We start from the raw sequence: 24,555 nt of genomic DNA on the forward strand, positions 1-24,555 counted from the left end.
ATGAGTACTCAACAACAGAAACCAAATACGCAGGAAACGCCGGAAGACCCGGAGATGAAAGGAGCAGAGTCGCCCCAACAGGAGCGACTCAAAGAGAAAGAAAGCGACATGGTCGACGAGACGTCCGTCGACGAGTCCGAACTCGAGGGAGACACGGTCCTCATCAAGGTGTTCCGCTATGACCCCGAAGTCGCGGACAAACAGGAACCGCGCTTCGACGACTTCCACGTTCCCTTCAAGAAGGGGATGACCGTCCTCGACGCAGTCATGTACGCGCGGGACACGTACGACTCCTCGTTGACCTTCCGACACTCCTGTCGGCAGGCCGTCTGTGGCTCCGACGCCTTCTTCGTCAACGGCAAGCAGCGACTGGGCTGTAAGACGCAGATCTCCGAGTTAGAACACCCAGTTCGTATCGAACCGCTTCCCCATCAGGAGGTCGTCAAGGATCTGGTCGTCGACATGGACCACTTCTACGACCAGATGCACACCGTCGAGCCGTACTTCCAGAACGAGGATACGCCCGACGCGAGCGACCTCGAGGAACAGCGCCAGACACGAGAAAACCGCGAAAAGGTCAAGATGTCGACGCGCTGTATCTGGTGTGGTGCCTGTATGTCGTCGTGTAACATCGCAGCAGGCGACAACGAGTATCTCGGCCCCGCAGCGATCAACAAGGCCTACCGCTTTGCGATGGACAACCGCGAGGGTGAAGAGATTAAAGAGCATCGACTCCGTATCCTTGAACAGGAACACGGCGTCTGGCGGTGCCAGACCCAGTTCTCCTGTACCGAGGTGTGTCCGAAAGACATTCCGCTTACCGAGCATATTCAGGAGCTCAAGCGGGAAGCAGTCAAGAAAAACCTGAAGTTCTGGTAATATGTACGAACACGACGTTATCGTGGTCGGCGCCGGCGGCGCCGGCCTTCGAGCTGCGGTCGCAGCGGACGAGGCAGGTGCAGACGTTGCACTGGTCTCGAAACTCCATCCGGTTCGCAGCCACACGGGTGCGGCCGAAGGGGGGATCAACGCCGCCCTGCAGGAAGGCGACGACTGGGAACTCCACGCCTACGACACGATGAAAGGGTCCGACTATCTGGGCGACGCCCCGGCAGTCGAAACCCTCGCGAAGGACGCCCCCGAAGACACGATCCGCCTCGAGCACTGGGGGATGCCGTTCTCCCGCGAGGAAGACGGCCGTGTCTCCCAGCGACCGTTCGGTGGGCTCTCGTACCCACGAACGACCTACGCCGGAGCCGAAACCGGCCACCACCTGCTGCACGTAATGTACGAGCAGGTCGTCAAGCGCGGTATTCCGGTCTACGACGAGTGGTACGTCATGGACCTCGCAACCACCGACGAAGACGACCCCAACGACCGCGAGTGCCACGGCGTCGTCGCCTACGACGTGCAGTCCGGCAAGGTTGAGGGATTCAAGGCGAACCAAGGTGTCGTCCTCGCGACCGGTGGTCCCGGGCAGGCGTTCGACCACACCACTAACGCCGTCTCCTGTACCGGCGACGGTCACGCGATGGCCTACCGCGCCGGCGCGCCACTCGAGGACATGGAGTTTATCCAGTTCCACCCGACCTCCCTTCCGTCCACCGGTGTCCTCATCTCCGAGGGTGTCCGTGGCGAAGGCGGGATCCTCTACAACAACAAAGGCGAGCGGTTCATGTTCGAGTACGGCTACGCGAACAACGACGGCGAACTCGCCTCCCGCGACGTCGTCGCGCGTGCCGAACTGACCGAAGTCAACGAGGGCCGCGGCGTCAACGATGAGTACGTCCACCTCGATATGCGCCACCTCGGCGAGGAGCGCATTATGGACCGCCTCGAGAACATTCTCCACCTCGCAGAGGACTTCGAAGGCGTCGACGGCCTCGTCGAGCCGATGCCGGTCAAACCCGGCCAGCACTACGCCATGGGTGGCATCGAGACCGACGAAAACGGCCAGACCTGTATCGACGGCCTCTATGCGGCCGGCGAGTGTGCCTGTGTCTCCGTCCACGGTGGCAACCGACTCGGTGGCAACGCACTGCCAGAACTGATCGTCTTCGGCAAGCGTGCTGGCTACCACGCCGCCGGCAAAGACCTCGGCGAGCCACAGATCAAGACCGGCTACGGCGACGATATCGAAAACGAAACCGACGCTGATCTGCCGGTCGAACCTGGCGCATCTGGTCTCGACCAGTCCGGTGGCGTCGCTGCAGACGGTGGTGTCACGGCCGACACGGACGGGCTCTTAGAGCGCACCGTCGAGCAGACCCGCGAACACATCGATTACCTGATCGAGAAAGACGACGGCGTCCAGCACGCCGAAATCCGTTCCAAACTCCAGAACGCGATGACGGACTACGTCAACGTCTTCCGTACCGAGGAAGGCATCAAGAAAGCGCTGAAGATCATCCGCGAGTGTCGCGAGGAGTACCAGGACGTCTACGTCGACGACCCATCGCGTACGTTCAACACCGACCTCCAGCAGACGATCGAAACGCGCAACCTGATCGACGTCGCCGAAACGATCGCACTCGGCGCGCTCGTGCGCAACGAGTTCCGCGGTGCCCACTGGCGTCAAGAGAACCAGATCCGTGACGACGAGAACTGGCTCAAACACACGCTCATCTCGTGGGACGACGGCAAGCCGTCGATCTTCTACCGGCCGGTCATCCTCGAGGGCGAGGACAAGACCTACGAGCCGAAAGTCCGCAGCTACTAACGGCCGCGATCGCGTTTTTTCGTTGCGTTTGACCGCCGCGGATCACCACGCCTAAGCGCCACGGCAGGGTATCCAGGGTCGGTATGTTACTGTCGGGAACGGTTGTTGCTGATTCTGAAACGGTGATCCACGATGGGGCAGTCGTCGTCGAGGACGACGTGATCGTCGCCGTCGGGGAGCGAGAAAACTGCCTCGAGCAGTATCCGGGCCACGGCCACGAGACCTACGACGTGCTTATGCCGGGAACCGTCGGAGCACACATCCACTCCGTCCAGAGCCTCGGACGGGGCATCGCCGACGACACGGAACTGCTCGACTGGCTGTACGAGTACGTTCTGCCGATGGAAGCGTCGTTGTCGCCAGACGCAATGCGGACGGCCGCCGAACTCGGCTATCTCGAGTTGATCGAGAGCGGGACGACGACCTGTATCGATCACCTCTCGGTCGCCCACGCCGAGAAAGCGTTCGAGGCAGCCCGCGACCTCGGGATTCGCGGTCGACTCGGGAAGGTGATCATGGACAAGGACTCGCCGCCGGGGCTGTTAGAAGAGACCGACGAGGCACTCGCCGAAAGCGAGCGGCTGATCCGTCGCTATCACGGCGTCGACGACGGCCGAATCCAGTACGCCGTAACGCCGCGATTCGCCGTGAGCTGTACCGAGACCGCACTTCGCGGTGCCAGAGAGCTCGCAGATACCTACGACGGGGTGATGATCCACACGCACGCAAGCGAAAACCGCGGCGAGATCGCAGCCGTCGAGGAGGAAACCGGCCAGCGCAACATCCACTGGCTCGACGAGGTCGGGCTGACCGGCGAGGATGTCGTCCTCGCCCACTGCGTCTGGACTGACGAGTCAGAGCGGGCGGTGCTCGCGGAGACCGGCACCAACGTGACTTACTGTCCCTCGTCGAATATGAAACTCGCGAGCGGTGTCGCGCCGATTCTGGACTATCTGGATCGCGGCATCAACGTCGCGCTGGGCAACGACGGCCCACCGTGTAACAACACGCTCGATCCGTTCACCGAGATGCGACAGGCCTCGCTGCTCCAGAAAGTCGATCGGCTCGAGCCACAGGCATTGCCCGCGAAAACGGTATTCGAAATGGCGACAGCAAACGGGGCCCAGGCAGCGGGATTCGACCGCGTCGGGAAACTCCGCGAAGGGTGGAAAGCCGATATTATCGGCCTCGAGACGGACGTCACCCGCGCGACGCCGATCCACGACGTGCTCTCGCATCTGGTCTTTGCCGCCCACGGCGACGACGTCCAGTTTACGATGGTCGACGGCGAGGTGCTCATGCGCGATGGGGAGGTCCTCGTTGCAGACGCCGCCGCGATCAGAGCACGGGCGCGCGAATTCGCCGCCGATCTGGATCTCGACTGAGACGATCTGCGGTCCCGATGTATCGGTGCGACCGCAGGACGGCTCGCGGTCACGCCAGCAATGATGGACAGTAGACCGTATGACAAAACCCGGTTCGACAGCCAACGGCTGCGATTTGGGACCGCTTAGAACCCAAGTGAGTCGAGCACGTCGATACTGAGATCTGTAGCCTGAACCAGTTTGTAGCCCAGATAGATGCCGACGATCCCCATCAGCCCCGGGAGCTCCGGCGGTGCCGGAATGGGGACGTCGAACAGCGCAAAGAACGCACCGGTGAGCGTGCCAGTCAGTAAACCGAGCAGGATCAGCTCGAGATTCATACCGGTGAGCGGGCCGGTGACAACAAAAATACACTGACTTGCGCGCCACGCACTCGAGGATGGTCTCCGTCTCCCGGCAGCCACCGAATCGCCAGCTACCGTCGCTCGAGTTGTGATGTTCGACAAATGTCGTAGCTTAGTTTTAATATCGTCGAACTTCAGACCATGTCGTATGCACCACAGCGGACAGTCACGATCGACGGTCTCGATTCCGGACGACATCGAGTCGGCACAGGCAAAGCTTGTGTATCTTTACCTCTCCGTGTGGCCGGATGCGACAACTGAGGATCTCTGTACTGCCCTCGATCTCACTACCAGAACCGTCTGCTTGGTTACCAGCACGCTTCGGAGACGGGGGCTTCTCGAGCGAACGGATACGGGATTCAAACTTGCCTGAGTTCGACTGGCCAAGAGCGAGTTCCGAGCACTGCGAGGAATCCGTGACTCAACAAAAGTGCGCGCTTCCGAGCATCGCAAAAGCACCCTTCTACTCAACGGCGAAAACGGGCTCGTCTCTCGACTGCTCGAACTCGCTGTCGACAACCACGTCGCAATCGGCGGCGTCGAGCGAGACTTGTTCTGGTCCCGATTCATACAGCCCCGCTCACGTGCAACAGGTACAGGCCCTTCGGACGTGATAGTCAGGTATGGATCTCCCACAGATCGGCCTGGGAACGATGGGGCTCGACGATCCCGAACCGATCGAGACGGCGATCGAGCGTGGCTACCGCCACCTCGACACCGCACAGATCTACGACAACGAGGCCGTCGTCGGCGAGGGGATCGCTCGAGCGGCCGTCGATAGGAACGACCTCGTGGTGGCGACGAAGCTTTGGATCGACCAGCTGGATCGCGTCTGCGAGAGCACAATCGAAAGCCTCGAGCGACTGGATCTCGACCGCGTCGACCTGCTATACGTCCATCGGCCGACCGGCGCGTACGATCCCGAACGGACCCTGACGGCGCTGGCCGACCTCCGTGCAACTGGACTGGTCGATGCCGTCGCGGTGAGCAACTTCGAACTGGACAACCTCGAGCGATTCATCGACGTCCTCGGGGAGCCACCCGCAGCTAATCAGATCGAGTACCACCCGCTGTTCCAGCCCACACCCGCCCTGGACCACGCTCGGAAGCACGACTACCCCCTTGTGGCGTACTCGCCGCTGTCTGGTGGGCGGGCCGGTGATATTGATTCGGTCGTCGAGGTCGCGACTCGCCACGGCATTACGCCCGAGCAGGCCAGTCTGGCGTGGCTTCTGGCGAAGGGTATCCGTCCAATTCCGAAAGCATCGAGTCGCCGGCACCTCGAGTCGAATCTCGCGGCGCTGGATGTGGCTCTTGACCCCGCAGACGTCACGCTAATCGACGAGATTGAACAGACACGTGAACTGTTCCCGGACTGACGTCGCTCACCAGGGTCGTCGTGGGTGTGGACAATTGCTTGGGCCGATCGTCAACATATACCAGACACTCGATCACGACCTGACTGACAATCAACTTCGGTGCGGCGGTCCGCATTGAAACACCTCGAAAAACGTGAGTCGTCACGCAACTATTGTCGACGAGTTCTCGGCTGGTCGTGTTCGTCAGTCGTCCGTGGAGATGTCGTCGACGGTCTCCGTCTCGGCGGTCTCATCAGCAGCGTCCGCGCGCGGGAAGTTGCCGATGGTGTCTGCACGGAACGCCGATTCGTCGAACTCGTAGTCGCCATCGAGGAACTCGAGCACCGTCTGCGTGTCCCGCATGGCGTTTTTGAGACACGTCGAGGCACCGGGTGACGGCGTGATGTTGAAGATGACGTCGTCGCCGACGATCTTGGCCTCGCCCATGTCCAGGGACTTGTTCTTGGTGTCGACGATCTGTGGCCGGACGCCACCGTAGCCCTTCGCGCGTTCGATGTCCTCGAGTTCGACGCTCGGAACGACCTTCTGGACGTTCGGCAGGAACTGTTTCGCGCCGATTTTGGGGACGTCGTAGACGAGGTTCCGGAGCACGTACGGCAGGAGGATCCGATCGGAGAGGATGTTGGCGTAGCTGAGGAACGCCGCCGCGTTCAAGCCGAACACGTCGAAGAAGTCACTCACAGTCGAGATACGGCCGCGCTCGAGCGCCGGGACGAGTTTCGCGGTCGGTCCGAATCGCGTGATACTCGAGTCGTGGACGTCCGCGTCACCGTGGACGGCGGCGAATGGGAGTTTCTTCATCTGGAGCGTGTACACCTTCCCGTTCAGAAGATCGTCCGCGAGGAAGAAGCTCCCGGCGACGGGGAGCAACACCTTGTCCTGCCCGTAGCCGAGTTCCTTCGCGATCTGGAGGCTGTGTGAGCCGGCAGCGACGACGGTGGCGTCACAGTCGAACCGGCCGCTAGTCGTCTCGATCGTATAGCCGTCGAGGGTCGGCGTGATGTCCGTGACTTTCGTCCCGGTGAAGACGTCTACGTTCGTTTCTTCTTCGGCGAGTTCGACGAACGATTTCGACGTCTGCCCGTAGTCGACGACGTAGCCGTCCGGCGTCTGGAGCGCGAGCATGTCCGTTCCGGGGTCGCGGCCCTCCACGACTTTGGGTTCGATCTCGGCGATTTCCTCGCGTTCGATCGGCCGGAGCTTCGGGAAGAGGTCGCCGAATCCTTCGTCATCGTATCGGCGTTCGAGCGTCGCCACCTCCTCGTCACCGACCCCGAGCACCATCTTGCTGCGCTTTGCGTGCATCTCCCGGTCGGGATCGTGGCCCTCCAAGTAGCCCGCGAGGAGTTCTGCTCCCTCTTTTACCTCTTCGGCTTTCTCGAGCGTGTAGTTGGTCTCGATATCTCCGAAGTGGAGCGTCTGGGAGTTGTTCGTACTATCTGAGTTGATCGCTGCGATCTCCGGTTCTTTCTCGATCAGCGCGATCGAGTCGATATCAGTGAACTTCGCGGTCGTATACAGGAGGGATGCACCGCTGATACCGCCACCGACGATTACGAGGTCATACTTGCCAGACATTGTTGGTTTTGGGTCGCTATCTCCACTACTGTACCCCGGACAGATAACTCATATTTTTTCGATCGCAATATCGATAATCGACGTAACGACTATCGACGAGGCGAAATCCGGACTCGAGTGCACGAAGACGAGAGCGAGTTCGACGGATAACGCGGCTGTGCGGTCGGCTTGTCGGCAGTATCGACACCTTGACCACCGTCTGGCTCCCCGTCGTGTCGGCCACTGCGGATCGATTTCACGACGCGAGTCAGAAGACGAGGTGTCCGCCATAGCGCTGTCTTTTATACCCCACGTGACATTCCTGCTGGGGCGCGCCACTCGAAGTCGAGTGCACCCCCGCTGAAATACGGGATGTTCTCCGTGGACTGTCCGTCCCCGGGCCGTCTCGTCGTCACTCGATCGAGATCGTTTTGAGATCCTCGGCGAACCGAACGTCGCCGTCGTAGTGGGCACCGATCGACTCGAGCATCTCCTCGTGACGGCCCTCGGTGTGTGGATACAAATGTGTCAGATAAACTCGTCCGATCTCTCGGCCGGCAAGTGCCGTGCCGAGCGTTTCCGGCGTCGGGTGGTTCGAGACGTCGACGTCGTCGGGGAACGAACAGTCGTGAGCCAGGATTGCCGAGCCTTCGGCGAAGTTTGCCAGTCCTGCAAACGCCTCGGTGTCGCCGCTGAACGTAAACAGATCGCCAAACCGGTAGGCCAGACACGGCAGCGAGTGACGCGTCTCGTAGGCCGAGACGTCGAAGCCAGCGACTGAGAACTCGCCGGCGACGATCTCCCGAACTTGCAACTCGAGTTTGTCCTGCATATACTCGTGGACCTCGAGCAGGCCGTCGATCATGGCTTTCGTGCCCTGTGGACCGACGATCTCGAGGTGGTCTTCACCGGCGAGCCAGCGGGCTTTCATCAACGGCAGTAGATCGGCGACGTGATCCAGGTGGTGGTGCGTCAACAACACCGTCGAGATTCGCTCGTAGCCGACGCCGGATTGCTGGAGTCGGTGTAAGACACCCGAGCCACAGTCGACGAGCAGGGTTTGACCGTTGTCCTGTACGAGCACTCCCGTCTGAAAGCGCTCGCCAGTCGGCATCGCGCTCCCAGTTCCGAGAAAGGTGACACGCATACGGGGTCCTCGGACGGCCTCCCCGATAAGGGTAGCCTCTTTCGAATTGCCGTCCCGACACTGCCACACTCGAACGGGCCGGCGCGTTGCCACCTGTATCGGTTCCCACCGTCCCGGATTCGACGAGGGATTTTCCGTGACGGAGGCCCTACATATCGTATGTCAGTAGTTCCCCTCGAGTACTACGACAAACTCCTGCTCGCTATCGTCGGGAGCCTCGCGCTCGGAGGTGCAATCGGCATCGCCACGTCCGTCGCATTCGAGGCAGGGCTGGCTGGCGGTGCGGCGGTCGCGACGCTGTTCGTCTACGACGCGGTATTTCGGAATCCACCGCTGCCGACAGCGGGTGTCAGAGCTGCGGTACTGGTCTGGCACGTCTTCCTGGTCGTAATACTCTCCATCGCTATCGTCTGACTGCGTACCCGTTCGACACAGCGCACGATTCACTTTCGCTCCGGTGGGCAAACCCTCTTACATACCCGTCCCGCAGACGACGACAATGGACGGGAGTGCGCGCCCAGCGGTGCTGGATTCCGACGCCGAGTTGCCGTTCGATCCGGACGCGGTCACGATCGAGGACGGCGACGTCTTCGAGTTGCTCGAGCCCGCAGTCCAGCAGTGGTGGCTCGAGGCATTCGGCGAGTACGTTCCCGAGAACGAGGGCTTTTTTACGCCACCACAGCGGGATGCGATCCCGAAGATCCACGAGAGAACGAATACCCTGATCTGTGCACCGACCGGCAGCGGCAAGACCCTCGCGAGTTTCACGTCGATCATCGATGCGCTGTTTACGAAAGAACGGGATTCGGAGGACGGCCTCGAGAACTCGGTCTACTGTCTCTATATTTCGCCGCTGAAGTCACTCGCGAACGACATCCATCGGAATCTCGAGGTGCCTCTCGAGGGGATCGAAGACATCGTTGCAAAGCGCGACGACGACCGGGAGATGGGCGAAATCCGCCACGCCATCCGCCACGGCGATACGGACTCCTACGAGCGCCAGCAGATGCTCGAGGAGACGCCCCACATCCTCAACACGACGCCCGAAACGCTCGCGATTTTGCTGAATTCGCCGAAGTTCCGTGAGAAACTGCGCACCGTCGAGTACGTCATCGTCGACGAGATCCACTCGCTCGCCGACGGCAAACGCGGTACCCACCTGTCGGTCAGCCTCGAGCGACTCGAGGCGATGACCGACCACGATATCACACGAATCGGCTGTTCGGCGACGGTCGAGCCGCTCGAGGGGGTGGCCGAGTTTTTAGTCGGGCAGGAAACGCCGGGTGGCGACCCCCGACCGTACGACATCGTCGACGCTCGTTTCGCCCGCGAGTTCGACATCGAACTCGAGTGTCCGACCGACGATCTGATCAACACCTCCCGCGAGGTCGTCCAGGAGCGGTTTTATCGCCAACTCCACGAGCACATTCAGGCCCACACGAACACACTCGTCTTCACCAACACGCGCTCGGGTGCCGAACGCGTCTTGCACACCCTCCGCGAGCGCTTCGACGCCTACGACGAGGGAAACTCCGGCTGTCACCACGGCAGCCTCTCGAAAGACGTTCGCCAGGATATCGAGATGCGGCTGAAAGACGGCGACCTCGACGTCGTCACCACCTCGACCAGCCTCGAGTTGGGGATCGACATGCCCCACGTCGATATGGTGGTCCAGGTCGGCTCGCCCAAAAGCGTTGCCGCGTTGCTCCAGCGGGTCGGCCGCGCGGGCCATCGCGTCGGCCAGACCGTCACCGGCCGGGTGATCGCCCTGGATCGGGACGAACTGCTCGAGTGTGCGGTCATGCTCAAAAAAGCCGACGAGGGGTTCGTCGACTCGGTGTCGATCCCGCAAAACGCCCAGGACGTCGCCGCCCAGCACGTCTACGGCATGGCGATCGCGGAGATCCGCCCGGAAGCCGACCTGAAGGCGATTCTCCGACGGGCGTATCCCTATCGGAACTACACCGACGCCGAGTACGAGTCGCTCATGCGGTATCTCACCGCCGAGTACGCCGGCCTCGAGGATCGAAACGTCTACGCGAAGATCTGGCGCGACGCGAACGATCCGCCCGACGGCGAGCACCACCACGAGGCGTTTCCCGTCGGCGAGCCCCTGATCGGCAAACGCGGCCGGCTAGCGCGGGTCATCTACATGACCAACATCGGGACGATCCCGGACTCGTTTACCTGCGACGTTTACACGCGTGCCAGCGACGAGTGGGTCGGCCAGTTGGACGAGAACTACCTCGATACGCTCGAGAAGGGCGACGTGTTCGTCCTCGGCGGCGACCACTTCGAGTATCGCTACCGGCGGGGTTCGAAGGTGTACGTCGACCGCACGAGCGCCCGCCCGACGGTCCCCTCGTGGTACTCCGAACGGCTGCCGCTGTCGGTCGACCTCGGCCGAGAGATCCTCACGTTCCAGACCGACCTGCTCGACCACTACGAGACTGGCGGACCGCCCCGCGTTCGGGCCTGGCTGCGGGAGTTCCCGCTGGACGACGACAGCGTGCGCGCGATCGCCCGACTGTTCGACCACCAACTCCAGTACGCCGGCCTCGAGAGCGTAAGCACCCACGACCGACTCGCGATCGAGGTCGTCCGCGACCGCGAGGAGTACGAACGCCATTACTACGTCCACTCGGCATACGGCCGCAAAGTCAACGACGGCCTCTCGAGACTGTTTGCCTACCACTGCGCCCAGCAGGCGACCGCCAACGTCCGTGTCGCCGTCGCTGATAACGGCTTCGTCCTCTCGATGCCGTTAAATCGCAAGGTCGACCTCGAGGGACTCATCGACGACCTCGAGGCCGACGACGTCCGCGAGGACCTTCGGCGGGCGATTTCGGGCACAGACCTCCTCCAGCGCTATTTCCGGATCAACTCGACGCGGGCGCTGATGATCCTCAAACGCTACAAGGGCTACGAGAAGTCGGCGAGCGAACAGCAGGTCTCGAGTGAGATGTTACTCGGCTTCGCGGAGGACCTCGAGAACTTCGCTGTGATCGAGGAAACGTATCGGGAGATCCTCGAGGACAAACTCAACGTCGAGGAAATCGAGTCGGTCGTCGGCGCGATCGAGGCCGGCGACCTCGAGGTTTCTCGGCACCTGCTCGATTCGCCGACGCCGCGGGCGTTCGGGCTGGCGACGCTATCGGCCAGCGACGTCGTCCTCGCTGAAGACGAAAGCGCCGCCTTACAGGCGTTTCACGAACACGTCCTCAAGCAGATCGGCGATGAGTCGGTTCGAGGACTGTCGAGCAGTTCGGCCGACGAGTAACGAGACGGCCGGCAGTGTGCAGTCTGCGGTCGGCGGCCCGGATCGGATTAACAACGGTAGCATTCCACCGAAATGGTTTTGTGTTGGAAATTGAAGTGAACATATGTCACCACAGACAATGATCGAGCCAGCCGAACGAGGGTTCTGTCGCGTACACGCGAGCAGGCCTCCCAGTCGACGCCACGGCAACTCGAGACTGACGGCCATCGCAAACGTGACCGGAGGGGCCTGAATGGTCGACCACGACACCTGGAGCGACCAGCAGGCGACGACACAGGTCGCCGTCGACGGCCACGACCTCGAGGTCGCTTACCACGAGGCGGGCCCCGACGAGGGGAGCGACGAGCCGCCCGTCGTTTTCCTCCATGGCATCCCGACGTGGTCGTTCCTCTGGCGCGACATCGTCCCCGCGGTCGCCGACGCGCGTCGAACCATCGCACCCGATCTGGTGGGCTATGGCAACTCCGCGATGGGCGACGGCTTCGACCGCTCGATCCGCGCCCAGGAAGTGATGCTCGAGGGACTGCTCGACGATCTCGACTGTGAGACGGTCACGCTCGTCGCCCACGACATCGGCGGCGGTGTCGCACTGCGATACGCGGCGCACAATCCCGAATCCGTCGACCAACTCGTGCTCTCGAACGCCGTCTGCTACGATTCCTGGCCCGTCGAGTTCGTCTCGAATCTCGGGCTGCCGAAGACGGCCGACCTCGAGCGGTCAGAACTCGAGGCGCGCCTTGAGTCGGCGTTCGTCGACGGAGCCTACGGCGAGGCAGATCCCGAGTTCGTCGCGGGCATGAAAGCGCCGTGGCTCTCCGATTCGGGTCACGTCTCGCTCGTTCGCAACGCGGTCGCGACGAACACGAACCACACGACGGAACTCGATTACAGCGGTATTACCGCGGAGACGTTGCTGCTGTGGGGCGAAGACGACGTGATGCAGCCCTATCAGTACGCCGAGCGCCTGGCCGACGACGTTCCGAACGCGACGCTCGCGCCGCTGTCGGATGCCTATCACTGGGTCCCCGAGGATCGGCCGGACGCCTACAGCGACCGACTGCTAGAAATTCTAGACAGAACAGATGCATACTAATGACCCACCACACTGCACACTAATATGACCGACGACGAACGACCAAACTGGGATTTTAAGGACCGCGATATCGCCATCCTGTGTGAACTCTCGAACGATCCACAACTCTCCTCGCGGGAGTTGACGAGCGTGCTCAAGTCGGAGTACGATATCGAGGTGTCACACGTCACCGTCAGCGAATCGATCCGGCGGATGCGCGACGAGGGCGTCTTCCGCGAGGCGATTATTCCGAACGAGGAGTACTACATCTTCGCACTGTTCGAGTTCAAGTTCAACGCGGAACACTTCGAAGAGAGTTGGCGAGCCGCGATGGACCACATCAAAGGGGACAAGCACACCCTGTTTTTCTTCCTTTCCGACGGGGAGTACCAGTGGAAGACCGTCATGATGTTTCGCAGTCGCGAGCAGATCTCGCGATGGATCCACAACTGTTACAAAGAGTACGGCGACGTCATTGCGAACATCCGCAACTCGTCGGTCCACAACGTATTGAAGTTCCAGACCGACCCACAGATCTACAAGGATCTGCGCGACGAGCAGTGAGCGGGACCCGGCCCTCCCTTGCCGGCTCATACGGTCTGTTGGACCGCTGTCCCGCCGATCTCCAGACGGAGTCGGTGAGAGGCGGGACGTGACGACAGCAGTCCGTATCAGTCGCTGGGTCGGAACAGCCGGTAGGTCGTGCGTCCAACGGCTGCCTCGCCGTCAGCACCGGTGATCGACACCTCGGTGACGCCTGTCGTTCCGCCGGCGCGGATCACCTCCGCGGTCGCCCGAAGATCACCCGTCGCCGGCCGAAGATACGAGACGTTGAGATCGGTCGTCGTCAGCCGGGCCGTCGCCGGATCGTCGAACGTCGTCCGGAGGGCGAACGCACTCGCCGTGTCGATCAGCGTCGCGACGATTCCGCCGTGGACTGGGTCGTAGCCGTCGTTTCCGACCGGGTTCTCGAACTCCTCGTTGTGTTCGACCTCGAGGACAGCCATTCCATCCTCGAGGCGAGCGACGCTGATGTCGAGCCACGAGAGGTAGCCGTGTTGCTCGACGAACGAGCCCCACTCGGGCCAGTCGCTCGAGGCCGTCGGCTCCTGTGGCATTTATTGGCCCTCGAACTCTGGCTCGCGGTCTTCGGCGAAGGCCGTGGTTCCCTCCAGCACGTCTTCAGTGCTGGCCAGCAGCCCGAAACCCTGGCTCTCCATGGCGATGGCGGCGTCGAGGCTTGCGTCTTTTCCTTCGTTCATGACCTTCTTGGCGACCTCGAGGCCGATCGGCGGGCCGCTCCGGAGGTCGTCGACGAACTCGTCGACAGTCTCGCCGAACTCCTCGCGGTCGACGGCACGGTTGATCAGCCCCCAGTCCTCGGCGCGGTCGGCGTCGATGTGGTTCCCCCGGAAGACCAGTTCCTTCGCGCGGGTCTCGCCGAGCAGCCGAAGGAGTCGCTGCGTGCCGCCGCCGCCAGGGATCAGCCCGAGGGTAATTTCCGGCGCGCCGAACGTCGAGCGCTCGGTTGCGAGTCGGAGATCACAGGCGAGGGCAAGCTCTAAGCCGCCGCCGAGACAGAAGCCGTCGATCTTCGCGAGAACGGGCCGCGGGAAGTCGTTAACCGTCTCGAAGGCCGGCGTGACGTCCATCAGGTCGGTCGGCTCCGCGCCGGCGAAGCCGCCGATATCGGCGCCGGCGCTGAACGCGCGGTCGCCCGCGCCCTCGATCGTCACACACCGCACGTCGTCGGTGTCGACCGTCGAGAACAGCTCGTCGATCTCCTCGAGTAAGTCCGACGAAAGCGCGTTCATCCGCGATGGCCGGTCGAGTTCGACCCGGAGGACGCCGTCCTCGAGCGCGACGTTCAGGTGGTGATAGGAATCGAGGTCGCCGTCGGCGTCGTACTCGTAGAAGCCAGCGCCGGCATCCTCGCCGGTGTTCCCCGCGTCAACGAGTTCCTCGAGGTACGGATGGGGCTCGAACCGATCGTCGCCGGTCGCCTCGTGGAGCGTCTCGAGTTTCTCGAGGACCCGCTCGAGCCCGAGTTTGTCCGCGCGTCGGCAGATGCCTTCAGGGAAGCCAAGCCCGAGCTGGACGCCCGTGTCGACAGCCTCGGGGGTGGCGACGTCCTCGCCGACGAGGTAGGCCGCGCGGTTGATCATCCGGGCCTCGACGCGGAGTGTATCGAACCCCTCGCCATCCCCGCGCTCGTAGTCGGCACCGTCGCCGTCCTCGTAGTCGTAGTAGCCCGTGCCGGTCTTCCGCCCGAGTGCTTCGGCCTCGACTTTTTCCTCCATGATCGGCGGGATCTCGTCGCCGGCTTCCGTGCGGACGTGGTAGCCGACGTCGATTCCAGTCAGATCGCCGAGTTCGAACGGACCCATCGGGTAGCCCCGCTGGTGGACCATCGCGGCGTCGGCCTGGCGGATCGTCGCCTCTTCCTCGGAGACCATCCACGCGGGCTCGCCGATGAACGGCCCGACGATGGTGTTGACGACGAACCCGCGAACGTCCTTGCGGACGTAGATCGGCGTCTTGTCGATCGATTCGACCCACTCGGAGCCGGCCTCGGCGGCGTCGTCGCTCGTCTCCTCACCGTAGATGACCTCGACGAGATCCATCTTCACCGGCGGGTTGAAAAAGTGCAGGCCGAGGACGCGCTCGGGCGTGTCGACGACGGCCGCGATCTCAGAGATAGGCAGACTCGAGGTGTTCGTCGCGAGCAGCGTCTCCGCGTCCGTATAGCGCTCGAGGTCGCTGAAGATGTCGTGTTTCAACTCGAGGTTTTCGGGGGCGGCTTCGATGACCAGATCGGCGTCGCTGACGGCCGCCTCGAGATCTGTCGTCGTCTCGATTCGTGCGAGGATCTCGTCGGCGGGATCATCGAGTCGGTCTTTCTCCTCGAGTTTCTCGAGGCTCCAGGCGATCGACTCGTAGCCGTCCTCGACGAACTCGGCTTTGATATCACGCATCGTGACGTCGTAGCCGGCCATCGCGGTTACTTCAGCGATTCCATGACCCATGTTCCCTGCACCCAGGACAGCAACGTGGCCGATGGTTCCGAGTGACATGGTCGTGTGCTCGGCCGGGACTGTCTTAATACCACCGACGATTCGTTACCAATGTTAAACACCGACTTGTCGAACGCACAGCTCGTACGCGGGTTGGGCAGTATCGTAAACTACGGTAATCAGAGGGCAAGTGGTCGAACTACAGCGGCTCGTCACCCTCGAGAATCCGTTTCGCTCGCGCGGCCAGCGCCGGGACGCGGGCCTCCATCTTCGGGTACAGTGGGTTGTCGCTGTTGCCCTCGAGATAGCGCCGGAAGAACATCTCACCGAGGCCGGCCAGTTTGTAGACGGCGAGCGTCCGGTAGAACCGTTCGTGCTCGAACGCGAGGCCGGTGTGGGCCTCCCAGCGGTCGACGAGTTCGACCCGGCTTGGATACCCCACCCGTTCCATAAACCGGCTGGTGAGTTCGGGCATCGACGGCGCGGGGTCCTTTGGATCGCGCCAGTAAGACAGCATCCAGCCCAGATCGGCACGCGGGTCGCCCAGCGTGGCCATCTCCCAGTCAAAGACGGCGACGAGTTCGGGCGATTGCTCGCCGTTGTCGTCGGCTGTGCGGTTGGCTCGAGCCTCGTCGGCTCCTGTCATCCCGAACATGACGTTGTCGAGTTTGTAGTCGCCGTGGACGAGGGTGTGGGGATGGGTGTCGGGGACGTTGGCACGGAGCCAGTCGCCGACCGCGTGGAGGTCCGGCACCGCCCGTTCGTCTTCGGTCACCTCGAACGCCCACGAGAGCTGTTTCCCCCAGCGGTCGACCTGTCGCTGCGTGTAGCCGGCGGGCCGGCCGAACTCGCCGAGGCCAACGGCCTCGTACTCGACGTCGTGGATCGTCGCGAGCGTGTCGACGAGTTCGTAGCCAATTCGCTCGCGGTGTTCGGGCGCGGCGAATCGGTCCGGTTCGTCGTCCCGGAGGACGTCGCCCTCGAGTCGCTCCATCACGTAAAAGTCACTCCCGATGACGTCGTGGTCGTCACAGGCCAACAGCGGCTCGGGGACGGGGACGTCGGTGTCCGACAGCGCCGCCGTGACCCGATACTCCCGAAGGACGTCGTGGGCCGTGTCGGCGGTTTCCCCTGGTGGCGGGCGGCGAATTACCAGTTCCCGGTCACCCCAGGTGACGAACAACGTCTCGTTCGAGTGGCCCTCCTGATGACGGACGATATCGGAGTCGTCAACCGCGCCGAGATGGTCCTCAAGGTAGGCGACCAATGCATCTTCGTCGACCAGCCGCTCGTAGTAGCTGTCGCTCATAGGGTCGCAGGTGTCAATACGACGTGGACTGTCGGACTGTGGTGCGAACTCGACATATATGTACAGTACTATCACACCTCTGCTTTACGAAAATAGTTTCGGCGGATTGTACTCTTACATTGTTCGGGACGAGTCAGCAGCCGTCGCCGTCGATGATCTCGATGACGTCCCCCGGTGACTCGATCCGATACGAGACGGCTGGCCCGTCCTCGGCACCGAAGGCGACGCCGTGCATCCCTATCTCGTCGGCTCCACACACATCGTGGTCGTAGCGATCGCCGATCATCAGCGACCGACTGGGCTCGACGCCGGCTTTCTCGAGGGCGGTTTCGAACATCGCCGGATCGGGTTTCGTTCGGCCGACCTCCTCGGAGGTGGTGATCGAGTCGAACGCCTCGCGGACGCCGAACTGCGATAACATCCACTTGCCCTCCTCGTCGTCGACGTCGCTGATGACGCCGACGTGGAGGTCTCGCTCGGCCAGCGCCGTAATCGTCTCGACGGCTCCCGGAACGGGTTCGATCGACGACTGAACGACGTCTTCGAACGTCGACAGCCACGCCCGTTTCGGAATCGGCTCGGTGGCGAGTTCGTCGATCCCCTTCTCGTAGGCCTCGCGTGCGGCCCGAAACTCCGTCCCCTCGCGCTCGCGGAAGTGGGTCCCGACGGCTGTTCGCCACGTCGCCGTCGCCTCCTCGACCGTCGTCTCGAGGTCGTGTCGCTCGACGAGCGTGGCGATAAACGCCTCGTGGGCCTCCCGGACGGACTCAAGGTCGAGGATGACGCCGCCGATGTCCCAGAAGACGGCCTCCCACTCGATGCAGTCGGGGTCGCTCGCACTCGAGTTGCGCTCGGCCATCAGTCGGCCCTCCGGGCCGTCGGCCGCGTCGCGTCGGCGATCGGCGGCTCGAGTCGGGTTCCGTTTGCGGCGTTCCGGTTTCGGATCGAGCCCTCGAGTCGGATGGATAGGGTATCGCCTGTCATAGTGGTCTGTCGTCGCCTGTCTGTGGCAGTGACTGCCCCACACTTAACGCTGCGGGATTCATACCCATCTTTATTAACAAACTCTCCATACACTCGAGTGGAACTAACAATGGTAACACAGACAGCTCGAAGCGTCGGTGATCGCGCGTGAGCACCGCTCAGTTTAGCGTCGACGGCGAGACCGCCATCGTCACCGGGTCCTCGAGCGGGATCGGGCGGGCAATCGCCGAACGGTTCGCCGAGGACGGCGTCGACGTCGTCGTCTGCTCGCGCGAGCAAGCAAACGTCGACCCCGTCGCCGAGAAGATCAACGAGAGCGACAGCCCCGGCCGAGCGCTGGCGGTCGAGTGTGACGTCACGGACCGCGAGGCCGTCGAAGCGCTCGTCGAGGCCACCGTCGAGGAGTTCGGCGGCCTCGACGTGCTGGTCAACAACGCCGGCGCGTCGTTCATGGCCGCGTTCGACGACGTCTCGCCGAACGGCTGGAAGACCATCGTCGACATCAACCTCCACGGCACGTATCACTGCACACACGCCGCTGCGGCACACCTCAAAGACGGCGGCGGCACCGTAATCAACTTCGCGAGCGTCGCCGGTCAGCGTGGCTCGCCGCTAATGAGCCCCTACGGCGCGGCCAAGGCCGCCGTCGTCAACCTGACGACGACCCTCTCCAACGAGTGGGCTCACGACGACGTCCGCGTCAACTGTATCGCCCCCGGCTTCGTCGCGACGCCCGGCGTCGAGAGCCAGATGGGCGTCTCCGCCGACAATATTGACCGCGAGGAGGTCGCCCGACGGATCGGTACCGTCGAGGAAATCGCCGACATCACGCAGTTCCTCGCGAGTCCGGCGGCGTCGTACATCGTCGGCGAGACGATCACCGCCGGTGGCGTCCCACAGATTTCGGAGGAGTACGAGGTATGACTGCCCGAGACGTCCACTTGCCGGTCGCTGCACAGCCGACCGTCGACTCGATCGTCGACTACACCCAGCGGGCCGAAGCCGGCGGCTACGACTGCGCGTGGCTCCCCGAGACGTGGGGTCGCGACGGCGTGACCGTCCTGACGGCGATGGCCGAACGCACCGACTCGATTGACATCGGCTCGAGCATCCTCAACACCTACTCGCGCTCGCCTGCCTTGCTGGGACAGACGGCAGCGACGCTACAGGAACTCTCCGAGGGTCGCTTCCGACTCGGCCTCGGCCCGAGCGGCCCCGTCGTCATCGAGAACTGGCACGGGATGGCGTACGGCAACCCGCTCAAGCGAACCCGTGAGACCGTCGACATCGTTCGACAGGTGCTCTCGGGCGAGCCCGTCGACTACGACGGCGACGAGTTCGACCTCTCCGGCTTTCGGCTGCGCTGTACGCCACCGGAGCCCACCCCGCCGATCGAGGTCACCGGAATGGGACCGAAAGCCGTCGAACTCGCCGGCCGCTTTGCCGACGGCTGGCACGGCATCATGCTCACCCCCGACGGCGTCCGCGACCGCCTCGAGGATATCGAACGCGGGGCCGAACTGGGCGAGCGCGACCCCGAGGACGTGCAGGTCACGACCGGCGTGACCTGCTGTGTGCTCGATGACACCGACCGCGCCCGCGAACTCGCCCGCCAGCACGTCGCATTTTACGTCGGCGGCATGGGCACGTTCTACCGTGATGCACTCGAGCGACAGGGCTACGACGAGGCCGTAGCGATCCACGACGCCTGGCAGGCAGGCGACCGCGAGCGCGCACTCGAGTGCCTCGGTGACGACCTGCTCGACGATCTCTGTGCCGTGGGCGACGCCGAATCGGCTCGCGAGAGCCTCGAGCGCTACGAGGCCGTCGACGGGATCGACGCCATCGCGGTCAGCTTCCCGCGCGGTGCGACCGAAGCCGAGGTTCGCCAGACGATGGATGCGGTGGCACCGGACAGCGACTGAGCAGCGACGGTCGAACGACGTCGACCGTGGTGTGTGTTTTGCGAAGCCGCTCGAGTCGACCCCGACAGCTACAAACCCCCAATCCCCCCAGTTCGTGGTATGCCCGGCAAGGTGAGCCCGGACGACTTGCTCGACCACGTCTTCGGCCGGACGGGAACGGCTGCCGACGACGAGACAGTGCTACAGGGACCCGCGGACGGCGAGGACGCCGCCGGAATCGCGGTGCCCGGCTGCGACGAGACGCTCGTCGTCAGCTCCGATCCCATCTCGCTTGCAGCCTCACAGGTCGGCACGCTCGCCGTCCGCGTCGCCTGCAACGACGTCGCTGCCTCGGGTGCCGACCCGCGCTGGCTGACGGCCGTCATCATGCTCCCCGACGAGGACGCACCACTCGAGGCGATCACGCGCGACCTCGACGCGGCCGCTCGAGATATCGGCGCGTCGATCGTCGGCGGCCACTCGGAGTACGTCGACCAACTCGAGCGCCCGCTGCTCTCGCTGACGGCGATGGGGATGGCCGAGGCGTTCGTCCCGACACACGGGGCCGAACCCGGCGACAGCGTCGTCCTGACGAAAGCCGCCGGGCTCGAAGGCACCGCGATTCTGGCGTCCGACTTCGGCGACGACCTCGGCGTCGACGACGCCACCTGCAAGCGCGCCGCGGGATTCGTCGACGAGATCAGTATCGTCGCCGACGGCCGCGCGATCCGGGAGTATGCCACGGCGATGCACGATCCCACTGAGGGCGGCGTCGCCGCCGGCGCGCTCGAGATCGCCCGCGCCTCCGACGTTCGCCTCGAGATCGATCGCGACGCGGTGCCGATTCGCGAGGAGACCCAGCAGCTATGCGAGGCGGCCGACGTCGACCCACTGCGGATTTTCGGCTCCGGGGCGTTGCTCGCAACCGTGCCAAGCGAGGCCGTCGACGACTGCCTCGAGTCACTCGCCGAGGCGGGCCTCGAGGGAGCCGAAATCGGCACGGTACAAGCGGGTGCGTTCGAACTGATCCTCGACGGCGAGTCAGTCACCGAGCCGATCGAAGACGACCTCTACCCGCTCTGGGAGGCGGCCGACGCCGGGGACTGACCGTCGGGACTGCTGGCTGCCAGCACCGCGTCGATGATCGTCTCGATGAGGACCGGGTCGGGCGCGACGACGACGACGTCCGCCCCGAGCCGAACGAACGAGTCGCTCGAGTCGGCCACAGCAACGGCCACGATTTTGGCGTCGCTGTGTGACTGGACGGCAGCGATGGCGTCGCGAGCATCGGTTCCAGCAGCCGAAACGAGCACCACGCGACACCGCTCGAGGCCCGCTCGCTCGAGCAGTTCGTTGTCCGTCACTTCGCCGACGAACCTGCTGACGTCGTCGGGCAGCCTCGACACTGCGCCCTCGCTCGTGACGACCGTAACAGACGCGTGTTTCCCAAGCCCCTCAAGTACGGGTGCAAGCGTCGCATCGCTGTCGAGGACGGCGATCTGTGGAGCGTCTCCGTCCTCGGTGCCGCCGGCGGCATCGGTGTCGTTCGTCGCCATCGTGCGCCGGCCGGTTCGCTCGAGGTGGGCCTCGAGTGCAGGCTGGAACAGGCTGCCGGCGGCCGCGGCGATGGTTGCGGGCCCGAGGATGGCCAGCGAGATGGCAAAGAGGCGTCCCGAATCGGTGGCCGCGTGGACGTCGCCGTAGCCGACCGTACTCGCGGTGACGACGGTGAAGTAGATCGCGTCGACGACCCCGTCGACGCCGTCGAACTGCCTGCGGAGCGCGTACGCGCCGGCGGTGCCGTAGCAGAACACACCGACGAGCGCCAGCAGTGCGCCGATCTGAGTCGCAGTGAAGTGACTCGAGCGGCGGAATCGCGTGCTCGTGGTGACGAGAACGACGAGGCCGCCGACAGAGAGGACGACGAGCGGGACCGAGAGCAGCCGGTACTGGACGATGCCGTGAGCCGCCGACAGCCCGATGAGGACGACAGCGGCGGCGAACGCGACTCGGTAGCCCCGTCGCATTCCCCATGCGGTGACGAGGAGAGCAAAGCCGACGATGGTGCCGCTGAACTCCATGACCGTCTGCAGCGTCCCGAGGACGCCAGCCCCCTCGACAGCGGGGTCCGTGAGAATCGCGACGACGCCGGTGACGATGGACGTCAGCGCGATCACCACGACGATCCAGACCACAACCCGAACGCCGGGCCGGCGCGGGTAAGGCGAGTCGAGCATAGCGAGCCCTCACCGCCGACAGCGGTAAACCCCCGGCCGTCTTCCACGCTCCGAGACCGGACCCTGCGCGAATTCGCCTGCACGAGTCTTTTGATCGCGACAGCGTTTGTCACAGTATGGCGACAATCGCGTACGAGACGCCCGACGGCACCGCCGAGGACGCGGTCGACGCCGAGCACATTACGGACTCGGGGAAGGTACAGGGCGTTCGGCTCAGATTCGAGGACGAAGGGTTCGTCCACGTGCCGTACACCCGGCTGTACTGGATTCGAATGAGCGAGGACGAAGGGAGCGTCGACTACTCGTCGGGGTAACGACTCGAGCGCCGATCGACCACCGCCGAGCCGACGAGTCGGTCGCCGACGTGGCCGACGACCACTGGGGCGACGAGGATCCACGCGACGAGGCTGGCGTAGAGTGCACCGAGCGCGAGCGTGGCGCTGACGACCGATTCGACAAGTTGGAGCGCCACGACGCCGCCACCACCGACGGCGGCGAGGGCGACGCCCTCGAGTCGCGATTGCAGGTCCGGGAGACCGTCGATTCGGCCAGCAGTCAACAGGCCACCGAGCGCTCCGCCGACGGCGAGGATGGTGTCCTCGCTGACGCCGGTGATGACGAGGGCGGGAACCGCGAGGACGAGCGCGACCGCGAAGCCGACCGCCGGCACGCCGCGAGTGAGTCGGTTCATCGCGACGACGAAGCCGACGCCCAACAGCATGCCGACGATCACGTCGCCCAGATAGTGAACCCCGATGACGACTCTCGAGAGCGAGATGGCGACGACGAGCGCCCCGACGCCAGCGACGGTCCACGGTTCTCGAGCGCGGTCGGACATCGAGAGCAGGCCACCGTAGACGACCGTCGCCGCGAACGCGTGGCCGCTCGGGAAACCGTAGCCCTCGCGCTCGTCCTCGAGGGCGACCAGCATGGCGTCTTCCGGCGGTCGCGGGAGGGCGAGCACTGTTTTCAGCGCGAGCATCACTGCGAGGCCGGCGATCGCGTAGCTGATCACGAGCGCGCTCTGCCGGCGATCGCCCCACCAGAACAACAGTGCGAGGATCCCCATCAGTGCCGTGACGCCGCCGAGTTCGGTGATCGCGATCACGAACTCCGCATACTCTGCCGACACTGCCTCGCGAACGAGTTTGCTCTCCGCTTCGAATCGCATCACGTCTACTGACTGTCAAGCAAAGCATTATAAACGTATCCCGTCGCCGCGTCGGGCGGTTCTCGAGTCCACAGTTCGCCAACCCGCCAGCACCGCGGAACTCCGAGTGGGCTGGGCGACGCGAACACCCTCACTCGAGGGTCGTCGTGGTCATGACGGCGGCAGTCTCGCCATCGTCGTAGCGCACCGCGAGTTCCGCCCCGACCGGAACGTCCTCGAGCGTGGCCGTGTCGCCTGCGGTCACCGTCTCGACGCCGAACGGGTTCTCGATTCGATCGCCGTCGACGTCGACGACGACGGCATCGCCCTCGAGGTGGTCGCCGCTCGTGTGGGTAATCTCGACGGTCGTCCCGTCGTCCAACCGTTCGATACTGAACGCGACCTGTGGAACGGCCTCTGTTTCGGTATCGGCGTCCAGTCGGTGAATGCCGACGAGCGTCGCCGCATCCGTCTCGAGCGCATTCCGACCGCCGTCGACGACCACGAGGCCGTCGGCGTCGGTACTCGTCTCGAGGTGGACCACGCCGGCCTGCAGGTCGTCGAACGACGCTCGACGCTCGTCAGCGGGGGTGTCGTCCACGATCTCGACGAGAGCCCAGTCGGAGAAATCGACGAACGACTCGTTCGCGAAGACGTGATACGTCACGCTGTCGCCGTCCACGACCGGTGCGATGTAGGCCGTCGGTACGTTACTATCGAGGTCACGGCTGACACGGAGTTCGTCGGCCGCCGCGTCCGCGCCCTCGAACTTCGCAGCCAGGACGAACGCCGGCCCGGAATCCGAGTACTCGATCCCTCGCCCGTCGTCCATGACGCGCACGTCGTCGTCGACGAACGCAGGATAGTCCACAGTTGCGTCGGCGAGCGCACTCGAGTCGTCGCTGTCGTCGCTGTCGTCACCGTCGGCCGTGTCGGCGTCGTCTTCGCTTGGCTCGTCGGATTCGGCGGACGACTCGTCCAGACAGCCGGCACCTGCCGTGGTGACGACACCCGCAGTGATGGCGAGCAGTCGCCGTCTCGATGATTCTGTCATTGTGACGGCTTTCGAAGCAA

General features: G+C 63.7%; 24 protein-coding genes. 13 read left to right on the forward strand and 11 right to left on the reverse strand.

The features are described 5' to 3' along the window. The 3 genes from BW940_RS09965 to BW940_RS09975 all read left to right on the forward strand — a co-directional run bounded on the left by BW940_RS09965 (position 1) and on the right by BW940_RS09975 (position 4,104). Positions 1 to 879 (forward strand): succinate dehydrogenase/fumarate reductase iron-sulfur subunit, encoded by an 879-nt coding sequence (locus BW940_RS09965; protein ID WP_076609057.1) that lies wholly within the window; start codon positions 1 to 3, stop codon positions 877 to 879. 1 nt (position 880) lies between these two features. Beyond that, complete coding sequence (locus BW940_RS09970) at positions 881 to 2,719, forward strand: FAD-binding protein (protein WP_076609058.1); 1,839 nt, start codon at positions 881 to 883, stop codon at positions 2,717 to 2,719. An 83-nt stretch (positions 2,720 to 2,802) separates the two neighbouring features. Continuing rightward, positions 2,803 to 4,104 carry a 5'-deoxyadenosine deaminase gene (locus BW940_RS09975; RefSeq protein ID WP_076609059.1) on the forward strand — a complete coding sequence of 434 codons (1,302 nt, stop codon included), beginning with the start codon at positions 2,803 to 2,805 and terminating at the stop codon, positions 4,102 to 4,104. A gap of 125 nt (positions 4,105 to 4,229) precedes the next feature. Here BW940_RS09975 and BW940_RS09980 read toward each other — a convergent pair whose 3' ends face one another. Then, positions 4,230 to 4,424, reverse strand: a complete 195-nt coding sequence (locus tag BW940_RS09980; RefSeq protein ID WP_076609060.1) for a XapX domain-containing protein — start codon at positions 4,422 to 4,424, stop codon at positions 4,230 to 4,232. Between the two features lie 172 nt (positions 4,425 to 4,596). Between BW940_RS09980 and BW940_RS09985 the strand changes: the two genes are divergently transcribed. Next, positions 4,597 to 4,821 carry a MarR family transcriptional regulator gene (locus BW940_RS09985; RefSeq protein WP_076609061.1) on the forward strand — a complete coding sequence of 75 codons (225 nt, stop codon included), beginning with the start codon at positions 4,597 to 4,599 and terminating at the stop codon, positions 4,819 to 4,821. Positions 4,822 to 5,071: 250 nt separating this feature from the next. Next, on the forward strand, positions 5,072 to 5,827 hold the full coding sequence (locus tag BW940_RS09990) for an aldo/keto reductase (protein WP_076609062.1): 756 nt from the start codon (positions 5,072 to 5,074) through the stop codon (positions 5,825 to 5,827). 183 nt (positions 5,828 to 6,010) lie between these two features. Here BW940_RS09990 and BW940_RS09995 read toward each other — a convergent pair whose 3' ends face one another. Next, positions 6,011 to 7,405 carry an FAD-dependent oxidoreductase gene (locus BW940_RS09995; RefSeq protein WP_076609063.1) on the reverse strand — a complete coding sequence of 465 codons (1,395 nt, stop codon included), beginning with the start codon at positions 7,403 to 7,405 and terminating at the stop codon, positions 6,011 to 6,013. Between the two features lie 391 nt (positions 7,406 to 7,796). Then, positions 7,797 to 8,531, reverse strand: a complete 735-nt coding sequence (locus BW940_RS10000) for an MBL fold metallo-hydrolase (protein ID WP_076609064.1) — start codon at positions 8,529 to 8,531, stop codon at positions 7,797 to 7,799. Positions 8,532 to 8,690: 159 nt separating this feature from the next. Between BW940_RS10000 and BW940_RS10005 the strand changes: the two genes are divergently transcribed. The 4 genes from BW940_RS10005 to BW940_RS10020 all read left to right on the forward strand — a co-directional run bounded on the left by BW940_RS10005 (position 8,691) and on the right by BW940_RS10020 (position 13,447). Next, positions 8,691 to 8,945, forward strand: coding sequence for a hypothetical protein (locus tag BW940_RS10005; RefSeq protein WP_076609065.1), 255 nt, complete (start codon positions 8,691 to 8,693; stop codon positions 8,943 to 8,945). 85 nt (positions 8,946 to 9,030) lie between these two features. After that, positions 9,031 to 11,811: an ATP-dependent helicase gene (locus BW940_RS10010; protein ID WP_076609066.1), complete on the forward strand. Its 2,781-nt coding sequence runs from the start codon at positions 9,031 to 9,033 to the stop codon at positions 11,809 to 11,811. Positions 11,812 to 12,043: 232 nt separating this feature from the next. Then, a complete protein-coding gene (locus BW940_RS10015; protein WP_076609067.1) occupies positions 12,044 to 12,904 on the forward strand; it encodes an alpha/beta fold hydrolase in 861 nt (286 codons plus the stop codon). Positions 12,905 to 12,928: 24 nt separating this feature from the next. Next, positions 12,929 to 13,447 (forward strand): Lrp/AsnC family transcriptional regulator, encoded by a 519-nt coding sequence (locus BW940_RS10020; protein WP_076609068.1) that lies wholly within the window; start codon positions 12,929 to 12,931, stop codon positions 13,445 to 13,447. A gap of 107 nt (positions 13,448 to 13,554) precedes the next feature. On the opposite strand, the gene BW940_RS10025 is transcribed toward BW940_RS10020, so the two are convergent. The 5 genes from BW940_RS10025 to BW940_RS22350 all read right to left on the reverse strand — a co-directional run bounded on the left by BW940_RS10025 (position 13,555) and on the right by BW940_RS22350 (position 18,190). Next, entirely contained in the window at positions 13,555 to 14,001 is a 447-nt protein-coding gene (locus BW940_RS10025; protein WP_076609069.1) for a PaaI family thioesterase, read from the reverse strand. Beyond that, positions 14,002 to 15,957, reverse strand: coding sequence for a 3-hydroxyacyl-CoA dehydrogenase/enoyl-CoA hydratase family protein (locus BW940_RS10030; RefSeq protein WP_076609070.1), 1,956 nt, complete (start codon positions 15,955 to 15,957; stop codon positions 14,002 to 14,004). A 139-nt stretch (positions 15,958 to 16,096) separates the two neighbouring features. Beyond that, positions 16,097 to 17,206, reverse strand: coding sequence for a phosphotransferase family protein (locus tag BW940_RS10035; protein ID WP_076609071.1), 1,110 nt, complete (start codon positions 17,204 to 17,206; stop codon positions 16,097 to 16,099). A gap of 133 nt (positions 17,207 to 17,339) precedes the next feature. Continuing rightward, positions 17,340 to 18,065: an HAD family hydrolase gene (locus BW940_RS10040; RefSeq protein WP_076609072.1), complete on the reverse strand. Its 726-nt coding sequence runs from the start codon at positions 18,063 to 18,065 to the stop codon at positions 17,340 to 17,342. After that, positions 18,065 to 18,190, reverse strand: coding sequence for a hypothetical protein (locus BW940_RS22350; protein WP_268875538.1), 126 nt, complete (start codon positions 18,188 to 18,190; stop codon positions 18,065 to 18,067). The genes BW940_RS10040 and BW940_RS22350 overlap by 1 nt, the downstream gene beginning before the upstream one ends. Positions 18,191 to 18,337: 147 nt before the next feature. Here BW940_RS22350 and BW940_RS10045 point away from each other — a divergent pair, with 147 nt between their 5' ends. From BW940_RS10045 to BW940_RS10055, 3 genes are all read left to right on the forward strand, one after another. Next, positions 18,338 to 19,114, forward strand: a complete 777-nt coding sequence (locus BW940_RS10045) for an SDR family NAD(P)-dependent oxidoreductase (RefSeq protein WP_076609073.1) — start codon at positions 18,338 to 18,340, stop codon at positions 19,112 to 19,114. Then, positions 19,111 to 20,115, forward strand: coding sequence for a TIGR04024 family LLM class F420-dependent oxidoreductase (locus BW940_RS10050; RefSeq protein WP_076609074.1), 1,005 nt, complete (start codon positions 19,111 to 19,113; stop codon positions 20,113 to 20,115). The genes BW940_RS10045 and BW940_RS10050 overlap by 4 nt, the downstream gene beginning before the upstream one ends. Positions 20,116 to 20,214: 99 nt before the next feature. Continuing rightward, complete coding sequence (locus BW940_RS10055; protein WP_076609075.1) at positions 20,215 to 21,201, forward strand: AIR synthase family protein; 987 nt, start codon at positions 20,215 to 20,217, stop codon at positions 21,199 to 21,201. Here BW940_RS10055 and BW940_RS10060 read toward each other — a convergent pair. Further along, entirely contained in the window at positions 21,165 to 22,331 is a 1,167-nt protein-coding gene (locus BW940_RS10060; protein WP_076609076.1) for an ion channel, read from the reverse strand. The genes BW940_RS10055 and BW940_RS10060 overlap by 37 nt on opposite strands. Positions 22,332 to 22,447: 116 nt before the next feature. Here BW940_RS10060 and BW940_RS10065 point away from each other — a divergent pair, with 116 nt between their 5' ends. Continuing rightward, positions 22,448 to 22,645, forward strand: coding sequence for a hypothetical protein (locus tag BW940_RS10065; RefSeq protein WP_076609077.1), 198 nt, complete (start codon positions 22,448 to 22,450; stop codon positions 22,643 to 22,645). Here the strand turns inward: BW940_RS10065 and BW940_RS10070 are convergent. Both BW940_RS10070 and BW940_RS10075 read right to left on the reverse strand, forming a co-directional pair. Continuing rightward, positions 22,630 to 23,502, reverse strand: coding sequence for a phosphatase PAP2 family protein (locus BW940_RS10070; RefSeq protein ID WP_076609078.1), 873 nt, complete (start codon positions 23,500 to 23,502; stop codon positions 22,630 to 22,632). The genes BW940_RS10065 and BW940_RS10070 overlap by 16 nt on opposite strands. A 130-nt stretch (positions 23,503 to 23,632) precedes the next feature. Then, positions 23,633 to 24,535, reverse strand: a complete 903-nt coding sequence (locus tag BW940_RS10075; protein WP_076609079.1) for a hypothetical protein — start codon at positions 24,533 to 24,535, stop codon at positions 23,633 to 23,635. Between the last annotated feature and the right edge of the window lie 20 nt (positions 24,536 to 24,555).

Source organism: Natronorubrum thiooxidans (assembly GCF_900156475.1).
GTDB lineage: Archaea > Halobacteriota > Halobacteria > Halobacteriales > Natrialbaceae > Natronorubrum > Natronorubrum thiooxidans.

Bases quoted from the DNA above. Each gene is read 5' to 3' on its own strand.
- BW940_RS10075 (WP_076609079.1), bottom strand. From the start codon at position 24,535: ATGACAGAATCATCGAGACGGCGACTGCTCGCCATCACTGCGGGTGTC.
- BW940_RS10065 (WP_076609077.1), top strand. From the start codon at position 22,448: ATGGCGACAATCGCGTACGAGACGCCCGACGGCACCGCCGAGGACGCG.
- BW940_RS10010 (WP_076609066.1), top strand. From the start codon at position 9,031: ATGGACGGGAGTGCGCGCCCAGCGGTGCTGGATTCCGACGCCGAGTTG.
- BW940_RS22350 (WP_268875538.1), bottom strand. From the start codon at position 18,190: ATGACAGGCGATACCCTATCCATCCGACTCGAGGGCTCGATCCGAAAC.
- BW940_RS10035 (WP_076609071.1), bottom strand. From the start codon at position 17,206: ATGAGCGACAGCTACTACGAGCGGCTGGTCGACGAAGATGCATTGGTC.
- BW940_RS10000 (WP_076609064.1), bottom strand. From the start codon at position 8,531: ATGCGTGTCACCTTTCTCGGAACTGGGAGCGCGATGCCGACTGGCGAG.
- BW940_RS09965 (WP_076609057.1), top strand. From the start codon at position 1: ATGAGTACTCAACAACAGAAACCAAATACGCAGGAAACGCCGGAAGAC.
- BW940_RS10015 (WP_076609067.1), top strand. From the start codon at position 12,044: ATGGTCGACCACGACACCTGGAGCGACCAGCAGGCGACGACACAGGTC.
- BW940_RS10060 (WP_076609076.1), bottom strand. From the start codon at position 22,331: ATGCTCGACTCGCCTTACCCGCGCCGGCCCGGCGTTCGGGTTGTGGTC.
- BW940_RS10020 (WP_076609068.1), top strand. From the start codon at position 12,929: ATGACCGACGACGAACGACCAAACTGGGATTTTAAGGACCGCGATATC.
- BW940_RS09970 (WP_076609058.1), top strand. From the start codon at position 881: ATGTACGAACACGACGTTATCGTGGTCGGCGCCGGCGGCGCCGGCCTT.
- BW940_RS10025 (WP_076609069.1), bottom strand. From the start codon at position 14,001: ATGCCACAGGAGCCGACGGCCTCGAGCGACTGGCCCGAGTGGGGCTCG.
- BW940_RS09980 (WP_076609060.1), bottom strand. From the start codon at position 4,424: ATGAATCTCGAGCTGATCCTGCTCGGTTTACTGACTGGCACGCTCACC.
- BW940_RS10055 (WP_076609075.1), top strand. From the start codon at position 20,215: ATGCCCGGCAAGGTGAGCCCGGACGACTTGCTCGACCACGTCTTCGGC.
- BW940_RS09995 (WP_076609063.1), bottom strand. From the start codon at position 7,405: ATGTCTGGCAAGTATGACCTCGTAATCGTCGGTGGCGGTATCAGCGGT.
- BW940_RS10070 (WP_076609078.1), bottom strand. From the start codon at position 23,502: ATGCGATTCGAAGCGGAGAGCAAACTCGTTCGCGAGGCAGTGTCGGCA.
- BW940_RS10050 (WP_076609074.1), top strand. From the start codon at position 19,111: ATGACTGCCCGAGACGTCCACTTGCCGGTCGCTGCACAGCCGACCGTC.
- BW940_RS09990 (WP_076609062.1), top strand. From the start codon at position 5,072: ATGGATCTCCCACAGATCGGCCTGGGAACGATGGGGCTCGACGATCCC.
- BW940_RS10030 (WP_076609070.1), bottom strand. From the start codon at position 15,957: ATGTCACTCGGAACCATCGGCCACGTTGCTGTCCTGGGTGCAGGGAAC.
- BW940_RS10005 (WP_076609065.1), top strand. From the start codon at position 8,691: ATGTCAGTAGTTCCCCTCGAGTACTACGACAAACTCCTGCTCGCTATC.
- BW940_RS09985 (WP_076609061.1), top strand. From the start codon at position 4,597: ATGCACCACAGCGGACAGTCACGATCGACGGTCTCGATTCCGGACGAC.
- BW940_RS10040 (WP_076609072.1), bottom strand. From the start codon at position 18,065: ATGGCCGAGCGCAACTCGAGTGCGAGCGACCCCGACTGCATCGAGTGG.
- BW940_RS09975 (WP_076609059.1), top strand. From the start codon at position 2,803: ATGTTACTGTCGGGAACGGTTGTTGCTGATTCTGAAACGGTGATCCAC.